This window comes from Stenotrophomonas sp. GQ19, assembly GCF_059758695.1.
Genome location: NZ_JCAXES010000003.1, coordinates 355,551 through 373,417 on the forward strand (window position 1 = coordinate 355,551; position 17,867 = coordinate 373,417).

Genomic DNA, 17,867 nt, shown 5'->3' on the forward strand with positions numbered 1-17,867 from the left:
GGGCGGCCGGAGCGCCGGCACGGGTCAGTGTACTCAGGGAAGTCTAGCCTGCGCCGCGGCGACCTCGGCGCGGATCTGGCCCAGCAGCTGCGCCGCCTGGTCATTCTGCCGCGCATGCGATTGGGTGCTGCTGGCGCGCACGGCCTGCTGCCACGCTGGCATCAGTACCGCGGCGATGCGCTGGACGTGGTCCAGCAGGGCGGTGTCCTGTGCCTGCAGCAGCTGCGTCTGGCCGGCCTGCACGCGCTTGAGCGAGGCCAGCGTCCGCAGGTGCGTCACGCGCTGCTGCAACATGCCCTGCGCATCGGTGGGCAACCCGGCACCCAGCGCCGTTCCTGCGTCGGCCCACTGGTCCAGCGCCTGCGCGCCGTGCAGATCCACCGCGGCCGCGTGCGTGCTGGCCTCGACCACGGCGCCCAGCAGGCGGGCGTGCGCCTGCGCCTTGAGCAGCAGGACGCCGCACTGTGCCTGCAGCGCGTCAGCATCGGCCTGGCGCTCCACGTCACGCCCCAGCAGCCGCCCCCACCAGCTGGTCTGGCGGCGCAACGTGGCCGGATTGTCCGCCTGCAGTGCCAGCGCAAGCCGCGACAGCGCCTCGACCAGGCCACTGCGCGGGTCGTCGTCGTACGCAACGGCCCCCGGCTGGTGCGACATCAACGCCTGCAGCAGTACCTCGCCATAGCGCGACAGCACCGCAGCGTCCGCGCCGATGGTGGCCGGCGGCGCCGGCAGCGCAGGCAGCGACGGCGCGGTCATGCAGGCGCATCACCGCCGTCGCGTTCCCACCGCGGCGGCAGGCTCGATTCGCCGTAGAAGTGGCGCATCAACGCCTCATCCAGGGCGCGTTCCTCGGGCGTGGAGGCGCGCTTCGGCCGGGCACCGACGCGCGGGGCGGGACCGCTCTCCATCTGCTGGCGCACCCAGCCGGCCAACAAGGCCAACGTTTCGCCGGTGCGTACCTGTTGCTGATGCGAATCGCCCAGTAGTTGCAGCAGCGGGGCCAGCCCGGCCTGCAAGCCACTGGCCAGCGGTTCGGCCAACGGCAGCGCCTCCGGCGCGGCGGGGGTGGCGGCAACCGGTACCGGCTCGGCGCGTGCGGCCGACAGCCGCTCCAGCGCCGACAGCAATGCCGGCCACGGCGCGGGTTCGACCTCGGCCACCGCAGCAGGCGGCGGCAGCTGCAACGCGCTGGCGATGTCGGCCAGCTGCGCCACCACGCGGCCGCCCACATCGGCGTCGTCGGCGCCCATGGCCTTGTTGCGCAGGAAGTCGCGCTTGATCTGCTGCCAGCGCTCCAGTTCGGCGCCCTGCAGCAGGCCACGCAGTTCGGCCAGCTTGAGCAGGTTTTCCTCGGCCCCGGTGGTAAGCAGCTGCGCCTCGCCCAGGTAGTGGTCGGACACCAGCTGCTGCAGCTCGGCGTCGTTCATCACCGGCGAGATCTTCTCCGACAGCTTGTTCATGTTGCGGTAGCTGCCCTGCAGCCGGAACGCCGGTTCGGTGCGGTAGCGGTCGTCCTGCGCGGCACTGGCGATGTACTGCTGGTTGACCCGGTAGACCACGTCACGCACGCGCAGCATGCGCTGCAGCGTGGCGACGATCTCGTTGACCTCCGCGCCGCTGTAGGCATGGCTGAGCGCGTTGGTGGACACCTCCTTGCCCATCGCCCGCTCCACCAGCAGGTACAGGTCGGCCATGTCGCGCGTGGCCAGCGGCGCCAGCACCGGATTGGAGGTCAGGCTGTTTTCGATGTAGCTCAGGGTGAAGGCATCTTCCATGCCGCCCAGCACGTCACCCAGGTTGTAGATGTCGGCGCGGTTGGCCAGCATGTCCGGAATCTTGAACACCTCGCCGGACTCGGTATACGGGTTGCCGGCCATCACCACGCAGAACTTCTTGCCGCGCATGTCATAGGTGCGGGTGCGCCCGCGCCACACGCCTTCGATGCGCCGCGTGCCGTCGCACAGCGAGATGAACTTCTGCAGGAATTCCGGGTGGGTGTGCTGGATGTCGTCGACATACAGCATGGTGTTGTTGCCCATCTCCAGCGCCAGGTTGAGCTTTTCCAGCTCCTGCCGCGAGGTGGCGTCCGGCGCCTGGGCCGGGTCCAGCGAGCGCACCTCGTGGCCCAGCGCCGGGCCGTTGATCTTCATGAAGACCAGGCCAAGGCGGTGCGCCACGTATTCCATCAGCGTGGTTTTGCCGTAGCCGGGCGGCGAGATCATCATCAGCAGGCCCATCAGGTCGCTGCGCTTGTTCTCGCCCACCGTGCCCATCTGCTTGGCCAGGTTGTCGCCGATCACGCCGAGGTAGACGTCGTTGATCAGCTTGTTGCGCACGAACGAAGACAGCGGCCGCGCCCTGAACTCGGACAGGCGCAGGGTGTCGCGTTCGCGCGTGACGATGCGCTGGCGCACCGCCTGGTAAGCATGGAACGCAGGCACGAACACGCCGGTGTGGTGCTGCAGGCGCGCCAGGAAATCATCCAGCGACAGGGTCATGTGGCCCTGCACGATGCGTGGGTGTTCGCCCAGCAGGCCATCCACGCTGACCAGCAGCGCGACGTCGCTGGCACGGGTGCGCAGCGCGCGCTGCACCAGCAGCAGTGCGGCCGCCTCGTCGGCATAGCCGGCGTGGTCGGTGAACGCGGGGGTGCGGCACAGGGCGCGCAGCCACTGCCCGGCCAGCGCCCAGCGCGTGCCCAGGCCGTCCTGCTCGCGCTGCAGGGCGCGTTCCAGGGCCTCGCGCTGGCCGGCCGCCTGCAGCTGCTGGCCCAGTGCCTCCAGCAAGGCCAGCGCATAGCGGCTGCTGGTGAACACCGGCTCGCCCGCCGACAGCTCGTCGGCGAGGTAGGCCGCAGCGGCCAGGTGATCGGCCGCCGTGAACGGCAGCGCGTGTTCGTCATTGAACGCGGCCACCGCCAGCGCCATCTCCGTGCGCAGGGCCTGGCGGCCTTCATCGGACCCGAACAGGCGCGCGATCGCATCGGCGCCGGCCTGGCGTGCCGGCCACTGCGCCACGTCTTCGCGGCGTTGCCGTGCGGCCCAGAACAGCATGGCCAGCGCGCGCACGCGCGGCGCGTGCAATAACGTGCCGGCCGCCTGCTGCAGCGGCAGCAGCGCGCGCAGGATCAAGGTGGCGTCGTGGTCATGGATACCGCGCTCGTAGCCCTCGCGGTAACGCGGCGCGGCGAAATCACGCACGCTGCGGTCCAGTGCGTCCGGCTCGGCCGCGTTGTGCTGCAACCCGGCCAGGTCGAGCCCCTCGCGGTTCTCCATGGCCGCGCGCAGCACGCTGCCGGCCAGGTATTCGCCGCGGCACAGCGTGTCCGATTCCGAATCGAGGCTGAGCTGCCAGTACGGCTTGAGTTCGGCCAGTTCCGGATCGTGCAGTGGCTCCAGGAAGTCGGTGCCGGTGAGGTGGATGGCCAGCGCGTCGCCGCGCGGCAGGATGGTCAGGTCCAGCGCCTGGGTGTTCACGCTGAAGCGGTGCCGCGGGCCCAGGCGCACGATGTTGCCACCGGCCTCGAACAGGTCGCTGCGGTCGCGCAATGCGCGCACGGCCTGGTCGCGCACGCCTTTCAGGCGCGATTCGATGTCGTCGGCCTTGACGCTGTCGCGCAGGCCGCGCAGGCGTTCGGCCAGTTCGCGCAGCTTGAGGATCAGCGGGTCGCCGGCGAAGAACGCGTTGAGCTCGTCGGCGGTGGCGAAGCGCTCGGTGCGCTTGGCCAGGCCGTCGAGGATACGGGTGGCCGCATCCAGCACCGAGCGCGCCTTGCGCTGGCGCTCGTCCAGCAGCGCCTGCTTGTGGGCCTCGAAGGCATCGATCAGCTCTTCGCGCTTGGCCAGGATGTCGCCCAGGAACTGCTCGTGTTCGCCGAACTGGCTTTCCAGTTCCTCCAGCTGCACCAGCAGCCGCGACATCTGTTCGTCGGCGCGTTCGGGATCGGTGGCCATCGCCAGCGCACTGGTGATGGCCTGCGAGAACAGCGCGAACTGCGCGGCGAACTGCGCCACCGCTTCGGCCGAACCCAGGTTGCGGCGGCGCTGTTCGGCGCGTGCGCGGGTCTGGTTGAGGCGCGCGTAGATGGCCGAGATCGCTTCGACCACGCGGGTGCGCGCGGTGGCGTCGTCGACCTTCAGCCCGGCCATCAGCTCGGACAGCATGTCCAGGTCGGCCGACATCGCGCGCAGGCCCGCCAGCTGTTCGTCCAGCACGCGCGCGCTTTCGGCCTGCTGGGCCGCCTCGTCCAGCGCCTGCAGGCGCTCGCCCAGCGGGGCCAGCGCGGCATCGCCGGCCAGGAACGCGCCGGTGGCCGCGCCGATGGCCTCATGCGCCTGCTGCAGCGCGGCGGTCATCGCATCGATCAGGTCGGTGTCGATGTAGCGGTAGTCGCGGATGGTGAGCAGGTGCCCACGCTGCGCCGAGATCGCATTGAGCGCCTCGACGAAGGACTGCACCTCTTTCCAGTTCTCCGGCTGCAGGCGGGCCAGCAGGGCTTTCTGCGTGCTCTGCGCCTGGGCCATGGCCTGCGCGGACTGCGCGCGGATCGACTGCACCTTCTCGTATTCGTCCAGCACCGACTCGCCGGTGCTGCTGACCTCGCGCAGCAGGCTGACTGCGCCGCCGCATTGGTCGTCGTCCAGCCAATGGTGGGCGTCGAACAGGCGCCGGGTGTCCTGCACCAGGCGCTGGTAGCGCTGCACCGACACGTCATCGCCTTCGATGGTGCGGGCCAGGTCGAACAGGTTGGAGATGCCGCGCACCAGTTCGGCATTACCGATGCGGCCCATGAAGGTGTTGCCGGGCGGACGGCTGGCGGCGAATTCGTCACTGCTGAACGGCGTTTGCCACACCTGCATGGCATGGATGCGGGTGGCCTCGCTGCCTTCGGCATGGAACAGCACCATGCGCCCGTCGTGCATGAAGGCGTAGCCGTGGCCGAACACCGGGTTCTGCAGCACGCGCTGGATGGTGTTGTAGACAAACAGCGCCGAACGTCCGCCTTCGCGCTCGTAGAAAATGTAGAGCACGTCCTCGCCATTGGGCGAGCGGATGGCCCGCTTGAACTGCATGCCGTCCATCGCCGCGTCGAACGCCTTGTGCTCGCCGCTCTGCAGGTAATAGCCGCCCGGGAAGATGATGCCGTGGTCTTCGGGCAGCTGCACGCAAGCCTGCACGATCGCATCGTTGCGGGTGATGTTGCCGGTGAGCGTGTTGTAGATCAGGCCGCGCCACACCGTTTCGCGGTATGGCAGCACCTTGAGCAGGATCAGCGAGCCCACCCGGGCAAAGTCGAACTGCGCGTCGTCCAGCGACTGCGTGCTGTCTTCGACCGGTTCGCTGTAGACGCCCTGCCCGCTCTCGGTATTGTTCTCGACCTTGATGGTCAGATCGCCACCGGTGGTCTCCACGAACAGGCTGTCGAGGATGTTCAGGTGCGCATGGCGGCCGGTGACGGCCATGTCGCGCGTGGCGCGGGTCCACTCGAAATCGAATGGCGGCGGCAGTGCGATGTCGCGCTCGCCACGGGCGTCCAGGTAGGTCAGTGCGCCATCGCGGGCCAGCGCCCAGCGGAACACGCGCACGTCGCTGCTGCGCTCGCCGATCTGGAAGGAGGCCAGCAGCTTGTCGCCGACCACGATCAGCTGCAGCAGGCGCGCATGCTTGTAGTAGGCGTAGAGCTCGCCGAAGTCGTGCACGAACGCCGGCTGGGCCAGGAAGCTGCCCTTGGCGTCCACCGGCACCACGTCGTAGCCGTCGTTGGCCTGCACCAGCCGATACAACCCGAACACGTCTTCGACGCGGGTCTGGGTCTTGAGCCCGATGTACACGTTGTAGCCGAACAGCAGCAGGTCCGGCCCGACCTGGACGATGTCGCGGCCGACGCAGTTGTTTTCGCTGCGGATGCGGAAGCGGCCGATGACTTCCAGCCGGCTGTCGCCGAACTCGGCCAGGCGCTGCCGGTTGAGGGCATCGGCGACGCTGCGCAGGCGGCTGCCCTGCTCGGCCAGGCGGCGGCGCAGCACTTCATAGGCGCCGCCCTGGGCAACGGCCTGGTCGACGCTGGCGGTGGCTTCCGGCGCGGACGGCTCGGGACGGTTGGGGGTATCGGACATCGGCTTCCTTCCGGCTCACGGACAACCGGCCGGGCGAGCCGGCCGGGAACGGCGTGGCGGTGGCGTCACGGCCACCGCCGGGGTGCCCGACACGCCACCCCAAGGTGGCGCGCCGGCAGTGGGGCTCAGCGGGTTTCGACCACGGTGGCGGTCACGCTGGGCACCGCCTCAACGGCGTCTTCGCTGATCTGGCGCGGCGCGGATTCGCGCGGGCCCACGCCCAGGTAGCGCTGCATCAGCTCCTGCACGATCGGGCTCTTGTCGGCCAGGCCTTCGATGGACTTGCCCAGCGACACGGCCTTGATCAGGTTCTCGAACATGCCGCCGTCGCCGCCCACCAGGTCGATGTCGGCGTTGCGCAGCGCGCTGGCGATGACGCCGGCGTTCTCGCGCGAGACTTCCTTGCCGGCATCGATCGAGGCCAGCGCCTGCTTGAGGCTGTTGTCGAGCATCATGCGGAACTCTTCGTGGCCGCGCGCGGTGTCGCTGAGCGAGCCGATCGCCTCGAACTTGCGCACCAGGCCTTCGGCCTCGGCCAGCAGCTTCTTCTGCACCACGCCGGCTTCGGCGCCGCCGATGGACTCGGTCGCGGTGGCGCGGGCACGGCCCATCTGTTCTTCACCGTGGGCCTGGGCCTGCAGGTTCTCGGCCAGCACGCGGGCTTCGTTGGTGCCCTGCTTGAGGTTGGCTTCGGCCTTGGCTTCGATCACGCGGGCCTCGGCGATGCCGACCTTCTCGATGGCCAGCGCCGAGGCTTCGCGCACCTGCGCCTCGGCCAGGCCGGGGGCGGCCTGTTCGGCACGGGCACCGTCGGCCAGCAGGCGCTTGGCGTCGGCCTGCTTGCCGGCCGCCTCGTGCTGAGCCTGGGCCAGGGTGGTGATTTCCACGGCGCGGTGCTTGGCCGAGGTTTCGGCCGCCAGTGCTTCCTTGACCTGGCGCACCAGCAGTTCCTGCGCCTTGCCTTCTGCTTCCAGGATCAGCACCTGCTTCTGGCGATCGGCTTCGGACACCTCACGTACTTCCTTGATGCGCTCTTCTTCCTGGGCCACGGTCTTGTCGATGGCGATGCGCTCGCGGGTGATGTTGGCCACGTCCATCTTGCCGGACTCGACCACCTTGTCGCGCTCCACGCCCTGCAGCTGCACTTCGCGCTGGGTGGTGACCTGCTCCAGCTGGCGCGCGCGCTCGACGCGCTCGGATTCGATGGCCACCGCACGCTGGCGGTTCTGCTCGGCCACTTCCACTTCGCGCATGCGGTTCTGTTCGCGGATGTCGATGACTTCCTGCGCTTCGATGCGTGCCTGTTCGGACAGCTGGCGCTGCTCTTCCTGGACCTTGGCGGTCTCGGCTTCCTCACGCGCGCGGATGGTTTCAATCTCGCGCTTCTGGCGGGCTTCGGCTTCGGCCTGCTGGCGTTCCAGCGCCAGCAGCGCTTCACGCGCTTCGACGTTCTTCTTGGTGATGGCCAGCTTTTCGTTCTGTTCCAGCTCGTTGGTGACCACGTTGTGGGTGGCGGTCAGCTCGGTGATCTTGCGGATGCCCTGGGCATCGAGGATGTTGTTCTGGTCCAGCAGCAGCTTGGGGGTCTGCTCCAGGTAGTCGATGGCGACGTCTTCCAGCGCATAGCCGTTCAGGTCGTTGCCGATCACGGCAATGATCTCGTCGCGGAACTCCTGGCGCTTTTCGAACAGTTCGGTGAACTCGAACTTCTTGCCCACCGTCTTCAGCGCTTCGGAGAACTTGGCGTTGAACAGTTCATCCACGGCGTGCTTGTCCGAGGCGCGGTCGGCACCGATCGCCTTGGCCACGCGCAGCACGTCGGCCTGGGTTTCGTTGACGCGCAGGTAGAAGGCCACGGCGATGTCGGCGCGCATGTTGTCGCGGCAGATCAGGCCTTCCTTGCCGCGGCGGTCGATCTGCAGGGTGATCAGGCTGATCCGCATCAGCTCGGCGCGGTACAGCACCGGGATGATCAGCGCACCGGTGAAGTGCACCTTGGGCTGGGCGCTCATGTCATTGACGATCAGGGCCACGCCCTGGTCCACCTTGCGGTAGAACGCTTTGAACAGGCCGGCCAAGCCAAGCAGCAGGACCAGCAGGATGCCCACCCCGATCACGAACGGGGCCAAGGTCGCAAAACTCATCGATGGATCTCCTTATCGCCCGCAATCAGGCTGTCTTGGATGGAAAGCGCGGGGTGGACGTTTTCACGCACCACCAGGTAATGGTTGTGGTCGGCCAAGTAGTCGAGCAGGACCACGCGGTCGCCGCGCGCGAGCACGCTGCCGTCGTGCGAGCGCACCTGCAGGATCAGCCCGGCGCCGCCGTCGTCGACGTTGGCATGGCCCACCGTGGCGGTGACCTGCGGCGAGGCGACCACGCCGATGCGGCCCAGCAGTGACGCTTGGGGCACCGGGCGCAGGCGCAGTAGCAGGCGCCGGATCGGGCGCAGTACCACCACGCTGAGCGGCACGGCGGGAATCAGCGCAAGCACGGCGGTGACGCTGCCGGCGACCCAGCGCACCGGGGTGGGCAGGGACTGCAGCAGGAACAGGTGGACGAAATAGGTGACGGTCCAGCCGAAGAAGGCCAGCAGCGCGATCACCAGCATCACCGGGGCGCCGCCCAGGCCCAGGCGCGCGAAGATGCCGGAAATGCCGTGCAGGCCGTCATCGCCCAGGTGCAGGTCCATGCCGTCATGGGCAATGCCGTCATCGACCACGCCAAAGGCGGCCAGCAGCCAATACAGCACGGCGAACGCCAGCACGATGCTGTACGGCAGCGTGGGGAAACTCAACGCGACAGTGAGGAATTCGTTCATTCCATGCCTTCCCTGTGAAGGCGGCCAGCCGCTTCCCCGGCCGCCGCTTTGAGGGAAGCGCTCCGGCTTCCCGCGACTACACGCCGTGCCGGCCGCGCCATGTCCTGTCGATGCTACGTGAAATTCGCCGCTGCGCCCATAGCACCATCGCAGCGCCTTGCCTGGCAACGGGTGGGGGGTGTCGGCAATGGCCGGGGCCGGATCGCCAGGGGTGTCCCGACCAACGGTCGGGACCTACCGGGATTTACATGTCCCGACCAACGTCGGGACCCACCACCGGCCTCAGTCGGCCTCGTGACAGTCGGCGCGGCGGACTTCTTCGACGAACTTGCGCATCTTGTAGCCGTCCTTGATGCCCGGCTCGGATTCGATCCCGCTGGATACGTCCACGCCCCATGGCAGCGTGGCCACGATCGCGTCGAATACATTGTCCGGGGTGATCCCGCCGGCGAGCAGGAACGGCCGGTGCAGGCCGGTGGGCAGGCGGGTCCAGTCGAAGGCCACGCCGGTGCCACCGCCGCCACCGGGGGCGTGGCTGTCGAACAGGAACCCGGCGGCGCTGGGGTAACGCAGCTGCAGCTGGCGCGCGTTGACGTCCTCGCGGCCCCCCATCGCCACGGCCTTGAGGTAGGGCATGTTGAAGCTGCGGCAGAACGACTCGTCTTCCTCGCCATGGAACTGCAGCAGGGTGGGCCGCACCGTGCGCAGCACTTCGCGCACCTCTTCCTTGCTGTTGTCACGGAACAGGGCCACCACGTCCACCATCGGCGCGATCGCCTGGCGCATCGCACGGGCTTCGGCCGGCGCCACGCGGCGCTTGCTCTCCCGGGCGAAGATGAAGCCGACGGCATCCACGCCCAGCTCCCCGGCCAGGCGCACGTCGCCGGCGCGGGTCATGCCGCAGAACTTGATACGGGTGCGATAGAAAGAGCGGCTCATAGAGTCACCTCGGCGGGCAGTTGCCAGTTGTCGGGGTACAGGGGTCCAACGAACACCAAACCCTGCGGCGGTGCGGTCGGCCCGGCCACGGTGCGGTCCTTTCCGGCCAGCAGCTCGCCCAGCCACGACACCGGCTTGTCCCCGCACCCGACCAGGATCAATGAACCGACGATATTGCGCACCATGTGATGAAGGAATGCATTGGCCTGAACACAGACCTCCAGCACCTCGCCATCGCGGGTCACACTGATCGCCTGCAGCTCGCGGCGGGCATGCAGGGCCTCGCAATTGACGCTGCGGAAGGCACTGAAGTCGTTTTCGCCCAGCAATGCCTGCGCCGCCGCGTGCATCAGCGCGGCATCCAGCGGCCGCCGTTCCCAGCTCAGGCTCTGCCGGTTCAGCGCCGGGCGCACCTGGCGGTTGAGCAGGCGGTAGCGATAGCGCCGGGCGCGGGCGGAGAAGCGCGCATGGAAATCATCGGACACCGGCTGGCACCAGCGCACCGCGATGGCGGGCGGCAGGCGGGTGGTCGTGCCCAGGGTCCAGCCGCGCAGGTTGCGGACGACGTCGGTGTCGAAATGCACCACCTGGCAGTGCCCGTGCACGCCGGCATCGGTGCGCCCGGCACACATGACCTTGATGGGCGCATCGGCCACCGAGGACAGCGCCTGCTGCAGACTGGCCTGCACGCTGGGACGACCGCTCTCGCCCAGCTGCTGCCAGCCCTTGAATTCACTGCCATCGTATTCCACGCCCATTGCGTAGCGCATGGTCAACCTCTGTAAGTCGGTAAGAACCGGCCAGGGCCGGTCGGGGCATCAGGCCGGATCGCGCTCGGACCACACGGCAAGTTCGTTGCCGCCGGGTTCGACGAACTGGAAGCGGCTGCCCCCGGGAAAGGAAAACACGGGCTTGACCACCTGCCCACCGTGGGCGGCCACCGCCTCGGCCACCGGGGCCAGGTCGTCGGCGTAGATCACCAGCAAGGCGGCGCCCGCGGCGGTGGTGGCCGGGCTGCCGCGGAAGAAGCCGCCCTGCAGGCGGCCATCGTCGAAGGCGGTGTAGTCCGGGCCGTAATCCACGAACGTCCAGCCGAACACCGCCGAGAAGAAGCGGCGGCTGGCGGCCGGGTCGGTGGAGGCGAACTCCACGTAATCCAGCCGGCGCTCGCGCGGCGAAGGCGAGACGGGGCTGGTCATCCCAGCCGCGCCAGCAGTTCGCGGGCCTGCGCCTGGCTGTGCGGGTCTGCCGCAACGGCGACTTCCTGCAGCAGCGTGCGCGCGGTTTCGGCGTCGCCGAGGTCCAGGTAGGCGATGGCCAGTTCCAGCCGGTCGCGGCCAGGGGTGGCCAGGACATGACCACTGTTGTCGGTGGCCTCGAACGGGGCCTCGATGCCTGCCTCGGGGGACGCATCGGCATCGGCGTCAGCCGCCTCTTCCGCGGCGACGGCAACCGCGTCGCCATCGGCGGGAAACTCGAAGACGCCGCGGAACGACGGCTGTGCGGCGGCTTCCAGCGCATGCGCCGGCGGGGTGTACACGTCGACCGTGTCCGTGTCCGCATCCACGGCAGCGGTCGCTGGGGGCACCTGCTCCACGTCCGGCGCGGTGTCGTCGCCTTCGGGGTGCACTGCATCGCTGCCGGCCACGGTGTGCCCCGGGCGCGGCTCCAGCGTGAACACAGGCTCGCGGCGCAGGCCATCGGCGTAGTGTTCGGCGGGTTCGTCGAGTATTTCATTGGCCCGGTCGCGTGCTTCATCCAGGCGGGCATCCAGCGCATCGTCCTGCTGGGCGGCCAGCTCGTCGATGTAATCGGCGGCAGGCACGGCGGCGGCCAGCGCGGTGGCATCCAGGCCGTCGCGGCGCAGCGGCGGCAACGGCGACGGCTTGCGACGGCGGGCCACGGCCCACCCGCCCACCACCAGCAACAGCACCACCAGGCCCAGCCAGTACCAGCCGCTACCGCCGGCCTCACGCGCGGCCGGGGCCTGGCCCAGGCGCTGCTGCGCGGCGGCCAGGTCGCTGTCCTTCATCGCGATCAGCGACTGCTGCTGCTTCTGCAGCTTTTCCAGGTCGGCCACGCGGCTGCGCAGCTCCTGGATCTCGGCATCGCGCGTGGCGACATCTTCCTTGGCCTGACGCAGTTGTTCGTTGCCCAGCATGTCGCCCTCACTGCCGGCGGCGGTGCCGGTGGTTGTGCCTGCATTGTTATCGGTGGCGGCGACCGCCGGTGCGATCTCCAGGCGCGCGCCACTGGCCACTGCCGCCGCCGCTGCTGCCGGCTTGGCGGCCGGGCCCGGGCTGGCGGCAACGCCGCTGCTGGCCGGCTGCGGGATGGCCGCGCGGGATTGCCGCCATTGTGCGGCGTGCTCGCGCACGATCGCGGCCGCTTCACTGGCGTCGATCGGCGTGGTCGTGTCGGTGGGGCTGCGCAGCACCGCGCCCTGCTTGAGCAGGTTGACGTTGCCGCGGATGAAGGCCTCCGGGTTGGCGCGCAGCAGCGCGACCATCGCCTGGTTGCGGTTGATGCCCTGTTCGCGGGCCACCGCGGCGGCGATCTGGGACAGGGTCTGGCCACGTTGCACGGTGACGCCGCCGGCGGCGCTTGCCGGTGCCGGCGCTGCGCTGCGCGATGGAGCGGTGCGTGGCGGCTGCGCGGCCGTGCGGGCCGGTCTGGCCTCTGCCTTGGGCGCAGGCGCAGGCGCGGTCGCCGGTGCCGGCTCACGCACGATGGCGTTGGACATCGCGCCGGCCGGCGCGACGATCTCCGGTTCGGCCACGGCCAGCGCACTGTTGGGTGCATCGACCAGTGCCGAGTATTCGCGGACCAGGCGCCCCTGGCCCCAGTCGGCTTCGATCAGGAAATTCAGCGACGGGGTGGTGACGGGGGTCTGGGTGCTGACCCGCACCACCGCCCTGCCCTGCGCATTGCGGGTCAGTTCGAACTGCAGTTCACTGACCAGGCCCGCCGGTGCATCCAGCCCGACCCGGGCAAACGTGCCCGGTGAGGCCAGCGCCACCCGCAGGTTTTCCAGCTCGGCCGGGTCGGCCGAGATCACCGGTATTTCGGCCAGCAGCGGCTGGCCAGGCTTGGACAGCACCCGGATATCGCCCAGGCCCAGGGCCATGGCGGAGCTGCTGGCCAGGGCCAGCAGCAGTGTGGACACATACTTGAGCGGGCGCAGGGCGCCCCGGGTCCGGTTGTTCATGGCGGCCAATATAGCGGCTCCCCCCGTGATCGGCGATGGTTGAATTGCAACCGCCGATGGCATCCCCATGCCATCGGCGTTGCACGATCAGCCTTCGGCGGCGACCAGTTCGGCCAACTGCACCGCATTGAGCGCGGCGCCCTTGCGGATGTTGTCCGACACGATCCACAGGTTCAGCCCGTTGGGGTGCGAGAGATCTTCGCGGATACGGCCGACATACACTGCATCGTTGCCCGACGCATGCGTCACCGGGGTCGGATAGCCACCGGCTTCATGCTTGTCCACCACTTCCACGCCCGGCGAACGCGACAGCAGTTCGCGCGCGGCCGCCACAGTGACCTTGTCGCGGGTTTCGATGGTGACCGCTTCGGAGTGACCGTAGAACACCGGCACGCGCACCGCGGTGGGGTTCACCAGGATGCTGTCGTCGCCCAGGATCTTCTTGGTTTCCCAGACCAGCTTCATCTCTTCCTTGGTGAAGCCGTTCTCCAGGAAGTCGTCGATGTGCGGGATCAGGTTGAAGGCGATCTGCACCGGGAAGCGCTGCGGGTCGATCTGCTGGAAGCTGAGCAGCTGGCCGGTCTGCTTGCCCAGTTCCTCCAGCGCGGAACGACCACCACCGGATACCGACTGGTAGGTGGCCACGTTGATGCGCGTGATGCCGTACTGGCGGTGCAGCGGCGCCAGCGCCACCAGCATCTGCATGGTGGAGCAGTTCGGGTTGGCGATGATGCCGCGCGGGCGGTTCTTCAGCGCGTCCGGGTTCACTTCGGACACGACCAGCGGCACGTCGTCGTCGTAGCGGAAGGCCGACGAGTTGTCGATCACCACCGCACCGGCAGCGGCGAACTTCGGGCCGTACTCCTTGGACACGCTGCCACCGGCGGAGAACAGCGCGATGTCCACGCCCTTGGGGTCGAAGTCGGCCAGGTCCTGGACCTTGATCTTCTCGCCGCGGTAGTCGATCTCACCGCCGGCCGAGCGCGAGGACGCGAGCAGGCTCAGCGAGGCGATCGGGAAGTCGCGCTCGGCGAGGATGGACAACATGGTTTCGCCAACGGCGCCGGTGGCACCGACGACAGCGACGTGGAAACGACGATCTGGATTGTTCATGGGGGAACCTCGTGTTGGGTGTACCGACCAACGGTCGGTACCTACCGTGTTTTTGGAGGGGTGTACCGATCAACGATCGGTACCTACCGGGATAGTGAATGTGCGTGCCGACCAACGATCGGTGCCTGCCGGTTCGGGAACCTCGCCTGTTGGCTGGGGAGGTTCCCTATCGTTTTGCGTCGCCGACTTTTTTGCCGCCCACGGTCGCGCCGCCGGCTTTCGCGGCGGCCACAGCGTCGGCGTTGATCGCGCTCGGCGGGTGACCGGCGTTCGGGCCCAGCCCCAGCGCGGCGGTGAGGTTGTCCACGGCCAGCTGCACCATCGCCCGGCGCGTGGCCTGGCTGGCGCTGCCGATATGCGGGGTCAGCACGATGTTGTGCAGGGCCAGCAGTTCCGGGCGCACCGTGGGCTCGCCTTCGAACACGTCCAGTCCGGCCGCGGCGAGGCGGCCGTTGGCCAGCGCGTCGGCCAGCGCCACTTCGTCGACGATGCCGCCGCGGGCGATGTTCACCAGGGTGGCGGTCGGCTTCATCTTCGCCAATGCGCCGGCGTCGATGATGTGGTGGGAGGACGCGCTGTAGGGCAGCACCAGTACCAGGTGGTCGGCCTGGGCCAGCAGGGTGTCGAGGTCGACGTACTGCGCGCCCACTTCGGCTTCGGTGGCGTCGGGCAGCCGCGAGCGGTTGTGGTACAGCACGCGCATGCCGAACCCGAGCGCGCCGCGGCGGGCGATGCCTTGGCCGATGCGCCCCATGCCGAGGATGCCCAGCGTGCTGCCGTGGATGTCCGCGCCGAGCAGGGTCTGGAACGACCACTGGCCCCACTGCCCATCACGCAGCCAGCGCTCGGCCTCGGTGATGCGACGGGCGGTGGCCATCAGCAGCGCGAAGCCAAGGTCGGCGGTGGTTTCGGTGAGTACGTCCGGGGTGTTGCTGGCCAGGATGCCGGCGGCGCTGAGCGCCTCCACATCGAGGTTGTTGTAGCCCACGCCGACGTTGGCGATTGCGCGCAGGTGCGGGGCGTTGGCGATCTCGGCCGCGCCGATGCGCTCGTTGAGGGTGATCAGCGCGCCGTCGACCTCAGCCAGCCGCTCCGCCAACTGCTGTGGCGTATAGCGGGTGACCTCGCCGGTCATGTCCAGGTCGACATGCTGCCCGAGCTGTTCGACCACATCGTCGAACAGCGGCTGGCTGACCCAGACCCGGGGGCGGCGATCAGCCATCGATCGATCCGGGGATGCGCGGGGTGATGGTGCCCACGTCGCCGCACTGCGCGCGGTGGCGCAGGGCCTGGTCCATCAGCACCAGCGCCATCATCGCCTCGGCGATGGGGGTGGCGCGGATGCCCACGCACGGGTCGTGGCGACCGGTGGTGATCACATCGACCGCGTTGCCGTCGGCATCCACCGTGGCGCCCGGCAGGCGCAGGCTGGAGGTGGGCTTGAGCACGATCGAGGCGGTGACCTGCTGGCCGGTGGAGATGCCACCGAGAATGCCGCCGGCATGGTTGCTGGCAAAGCCCTGCGGGGTGATCAGGTCGCGGTGTTCGGTGCCCAGCTGGGCAGCGCTGGCAAAGCCGTCGCCGATCTCCACGCCCTTGACCGCGTTGATGCTCATCAGCGCGGCGGCCAGTTCACCGTCGAGCTTGCCGTAGATGGGCTCGCCCCACCCCGGCGGCACGCCGTCGGCGACCACGTTGACGCGGGCGCCGACCGAGTCGCCGGACTTGCGCAGCGCGTCCATGTAGCTCTCCAGCGCGGGCACCTGTTCGGCCACCGGCCAGAAGAACGGGTTGTCTTCCACCGCCGACCAGTCGTGCCCGGTGGGGGTGATCGCGCCCAGCTGGGACAGGTAGCCCCGCACGGTCACGCCATGGCGCTGCTGCAGCCACTTCTTGGCGATGACGCCGGCGGCCACGCGCATGGTGGTTTCGCGCGCGGACGAGCGGCCGCCACCGCGCGGGTCGCGGATGCCGTACTTCTGCCAGTAACTGTAGTCGGCATGGCCCGGGCGGAACTGCTGGGCGATGGCGGTGTAATCCTTGCTGCGCTGGTCGGTGTTGCGGATCAGCAGCGCGATCGGGGTGCCGGTGGTGCGGCCTTCGTAGACGCCGGACAGGATCTCGACGTCGTCGGCTTCGCGGCGCGCGGAGGTGTGCCGGCTCTTGCCGGTGGCGCGACGCTGCAGGTCGTGGTCGAACTCACCGGCGCTGATCTCCAGCCCCGGCGGGCAGCCATCGATCACGCAGCCGATCGCCGGACCATGCGATTCGCCGAAGGTGGTGACGGTCAGCAGTGTGCCGAAGCTGTTGGAACTCACGGCCGCTGCGCTGCCAGTTCGGTGATGCGCGCGCTGTGGGCGATGAGCTCACGGCATTCGACGGCGAAGATGCCCATCTGGCCAACCTTGAATTCGATCCAGGCAAAGTCGACTTCGGGCAGGAGCTTGATCAGATGCTGTTCGGACTCGCCTACTTCGCAGATCAGCAGGCCATCTTCGCTGAGGTGCAGCGGGGCGTCGCGCAGGATCTTGAGGACGAGGTCGAGGCCGTCGGGGCCGGCCCGCAGGCCCATGTCCGGCTCGTAGGAATACTCCTGCGGCAGGGCATCGGTTTCGTCGTTGGTGACGTAGGGCGGGTTGGTGACGATCAGGTCGTAGTGGCGGCCGGTGAGGCCGTTGAACAGGTCGGACTTGATCAGGGTGACGTTGTGCGCCTGGAGGCGTTCTTTGTTCTCATGCGCCAGGGCCAGGGCATCGTCGCTGAGGTCGACGCCGTCCACTTCCCAGTTGGGGTAGTAGTGGCCGATGGCGATGGCGATGCAGCCCGAGCCGGTGCAGAGGTCGAGGGCGCGATGGACGTCGCGGCCGGCCAGCCAGGGTTCGAAGCCGGTTTCGATGAGTTCGGCGATGGGCGAGCGCGGGACCAGGGCGCGGCTGTCACTCTTGAAGCTGAGGCCGGCAAACCAGGCTTCGCCGGTAAGGTAGGCGGCGGGGAGGCGTTCGTTGATGCGACGCTCGAACAGGGCCAGCACCTCGGCCTTTTCAGGCGTGGTGACGCGGGCGGCGCCGTAGGCGGGGCCGAGGTCATGCGGCAGGTGCAGGCTGTGCAGGACGAGCTGGGTGGCTTCGTCCAGGGCGTTGTCGTAGCTGTGCCCGAAGGTGAGGCCTGCGGCATTGAAACGGCTGGTGCCGTAGCGGATCAGGTCGATGATCGTGTGAAGTTCGGCGGCCGTTTCGGCAGTCATGGCAAGGCAACAGACAGTGTGGCCCCCGATTATAGGCGACCCCATGCCCCCCGGCATCCGTTGCAGTCGAAAGTGGTTGGGTTGGGGGGTTGGGGGTTTGGAGGCCTGGAGCAGGGTCAAGGTCAACTTCAAAGGCGGCGCTTCGTTGGTGGCGGGCTGGGTCGGTGGGGGTGGGTTGGCAGGGCACGCTGCAAGTACGTCCATGTAAGCTCCGTCGCCGCATCCATGCGGCTCAGGGCCCTGCCAACCCACCCCCACCGACCCCCGACACACCCTCGGTGCCGCATTGAGAGCAAGGTCAAGAACCAGAGCAGCCTCCTGCGCCCACGGGGTGGGAGGGGTAGTGCCGAGCCTTGCTCGGCACCTCCCTACCTTCCCCACAACCTGCCCCCCTCCCCTCGCCCCAACCCCAACCGCTCTGCCAGT

12 protein-coding genes are annotated in these 17,867 nt (G+C 68.7%); all 12 read right to left on the minus strand.

The genetic code is table 11. From position 1 onward, the window contains the following. Nucleotides 1-33: 33 nt before the first annotated feature. The 12 genes from AC6CHL_RS08925 to prmB all read right to left on the minus strand — a co-directional run bounded on the left by AC6CHL_RS08925 (nucleotide 34) and on the right by prmB (nucleotide 17,441). The gene (locus tag AC6CHL_RS08925; protein WP_498294187.1) at nucleotides 34-756 is read right to left on the minus strand and encodes a hypothetical protein; all 723 of its coding nucleotides are present in this window, start codon (nucleotides 754-756) and stop codon (nucleotides 34-36) included. Continuing rightward, the gene (locus AC6CHL_RS08930) at nucleotides 753-6,116 is read right to left on the minus strand and encodes a DNA repair ATPase (RefSeq protein ID WP_498294188.1); all 5,364 of its coding nucleotides are present in this window, start codon (nucleotides 6,114-6,116) and stop codon (nucleotides 753-755) included. The genes AC6CHL_RS08925 and AC6CHL_RS08930 overlap by 4 nt, the downstream gene beginning before the upstream one ends. Nucleotides 6,117-6,241: 125 nt before the next feature. Then, nucleotides 6,242-8,260 (minus strand): flotillin family protein, encoded by a 2,019-nt coding sequence (locus AC6CHL_RS08935; RefSeq protein ID WP_498294189.1) that lies wholly within the window; start codon nucleotides 8,258-8,260, stop codon nucleotides 6,242-6,244. Then, nucleotides 8,257-8,937 carry a hypothetical protein gene (locus tag AC6CHL_RS08940; protein WP_498294190.1) on the minus strand — a complete coding sequence of 227 codons (681 nt, stop codon included), beginning with the start codon at nucleotides 8,935-8,937 and terminating at the stop codon, nucleotides 8,257-8,259. Before AC6CHL_RS08940 ends, AC6CHL_RS08935 begins: the two co-directional genes overlap by 4 nt. A gap of 282 nt (nucleotides 8,938-9,219) precedes the next feature. After that, nucleotides 9,220-9,876 carry a phosphoribosylanthranilate isomerase gene (locus AC6CHL_RS08945; protein WP_038687203.1) on the minus strand — a complete coding sequence of 219 codons (657 nt, stop codon included), beginning with the start codon at nucleotides 9,874-9,876 and terminating at the stop codon, nucleotides 9,220-9,222. After that, on the minus strand, nucleotides 9,873-10,646 hold the full coding sequence (truA, locus tag AC6CHL_RS08950; RefSeq protein WP_498294191.1) for a tRNA pseudouridine(38-40) synthase TruA: 774 nt from the start codon (nucleotides 10,644-10,646) through the stop codon (nucleotides 9,873-9,875). Before truA ends, AC6CHL_RS08945 begins: the two co-directional genes overlap by 4 nt. 48 nt (nucleotides 10,647-10,694) lie before the next feature. Further along, nucleotides 10,695-11,075: a VOC family protein gene (locus tag AC6CHL_RS08955; protein WP_498294192.1), complete on the minus strand. Its 381-nt coding sequence runs from the start codon at nucleotides 11,073-11,075 to the stop codon at nucleotides 10,695-10,697. Beyond that, nucleotides 11,072-13,084 carry a motility hub landmark protein FimV gene (locus AC6CHL_RS08960; protein ID WP_498294193.1) on the minus strand — a complete coding sequence of 671 codons (2,013 nt, stop codon included), beginning with the start codon at nucleotides 13,082-13,084 and terminating at the stop codon, nucleotides 11,072-11,074. Before AC6CHL_RS08960 ends, AC6CHL_RS08955 begins: the two co-directional genes overlap by 4 nt. 87 nt (nucleotides 13,085-13,171) lie before the next feature. Beyond that, nucleotides 13,172-14,197: an aspartate-semialdehyde dehydrogenase gene (locus AC6CHL_RS08965; protein WP_038687198.1), complete on the minus strand. Its 1,026-nt coding sequence runs from the start codon at nucleotides 14,195-14,197 to the stop codon at nucleotides 13,172-13,174. Between the two features lie 166 nt (nucleotides 14,198-14,363). After that, on the minus strand, nucleotides 14,364-15,419 hold the full coding sequence (locus tag AC6CHL_RS08970) for a 2-hydroxyacid dehydrogenase (RefSeq protein WP_498294194.1): 1,056 nt from the start codon (nucleotides 15,417-15,419) through the stop codon (nucleotides 14,364-14,366). Next, nucleotides 15,412-16,515: a chorismate synthase gene (gene aroC, locus AC6CHL_RS08975; RefSeq protein ID WP_038687194.1), complete on the minus strand. Its 1,104-nt coding sequence runs from the start codon at nucleotides 16,513-16,515 to the stop codon at nucleotides 15,412-15,414. The genes AC6CHL_RS08970 and aroC overlap by 8 nt, the downstream gene beginning before the upstream one ends. Then, entirely contained in the window at nucleotides 16,512-17,441 is a 930-nt protein-coding gene (gene prmB, locus AC6CHL_RS08980) for a 50S ribosomal protein L3 N(5)-glutamine methyltransferase (protein WP_038687192.1), read from the minus strand. The genes aroC and prmB overlap by 4 nt, the downstream gene beginning before the upstream one ends. Nucleotides 17,442-17,867 lie beyond the last annotated feature (426 nt).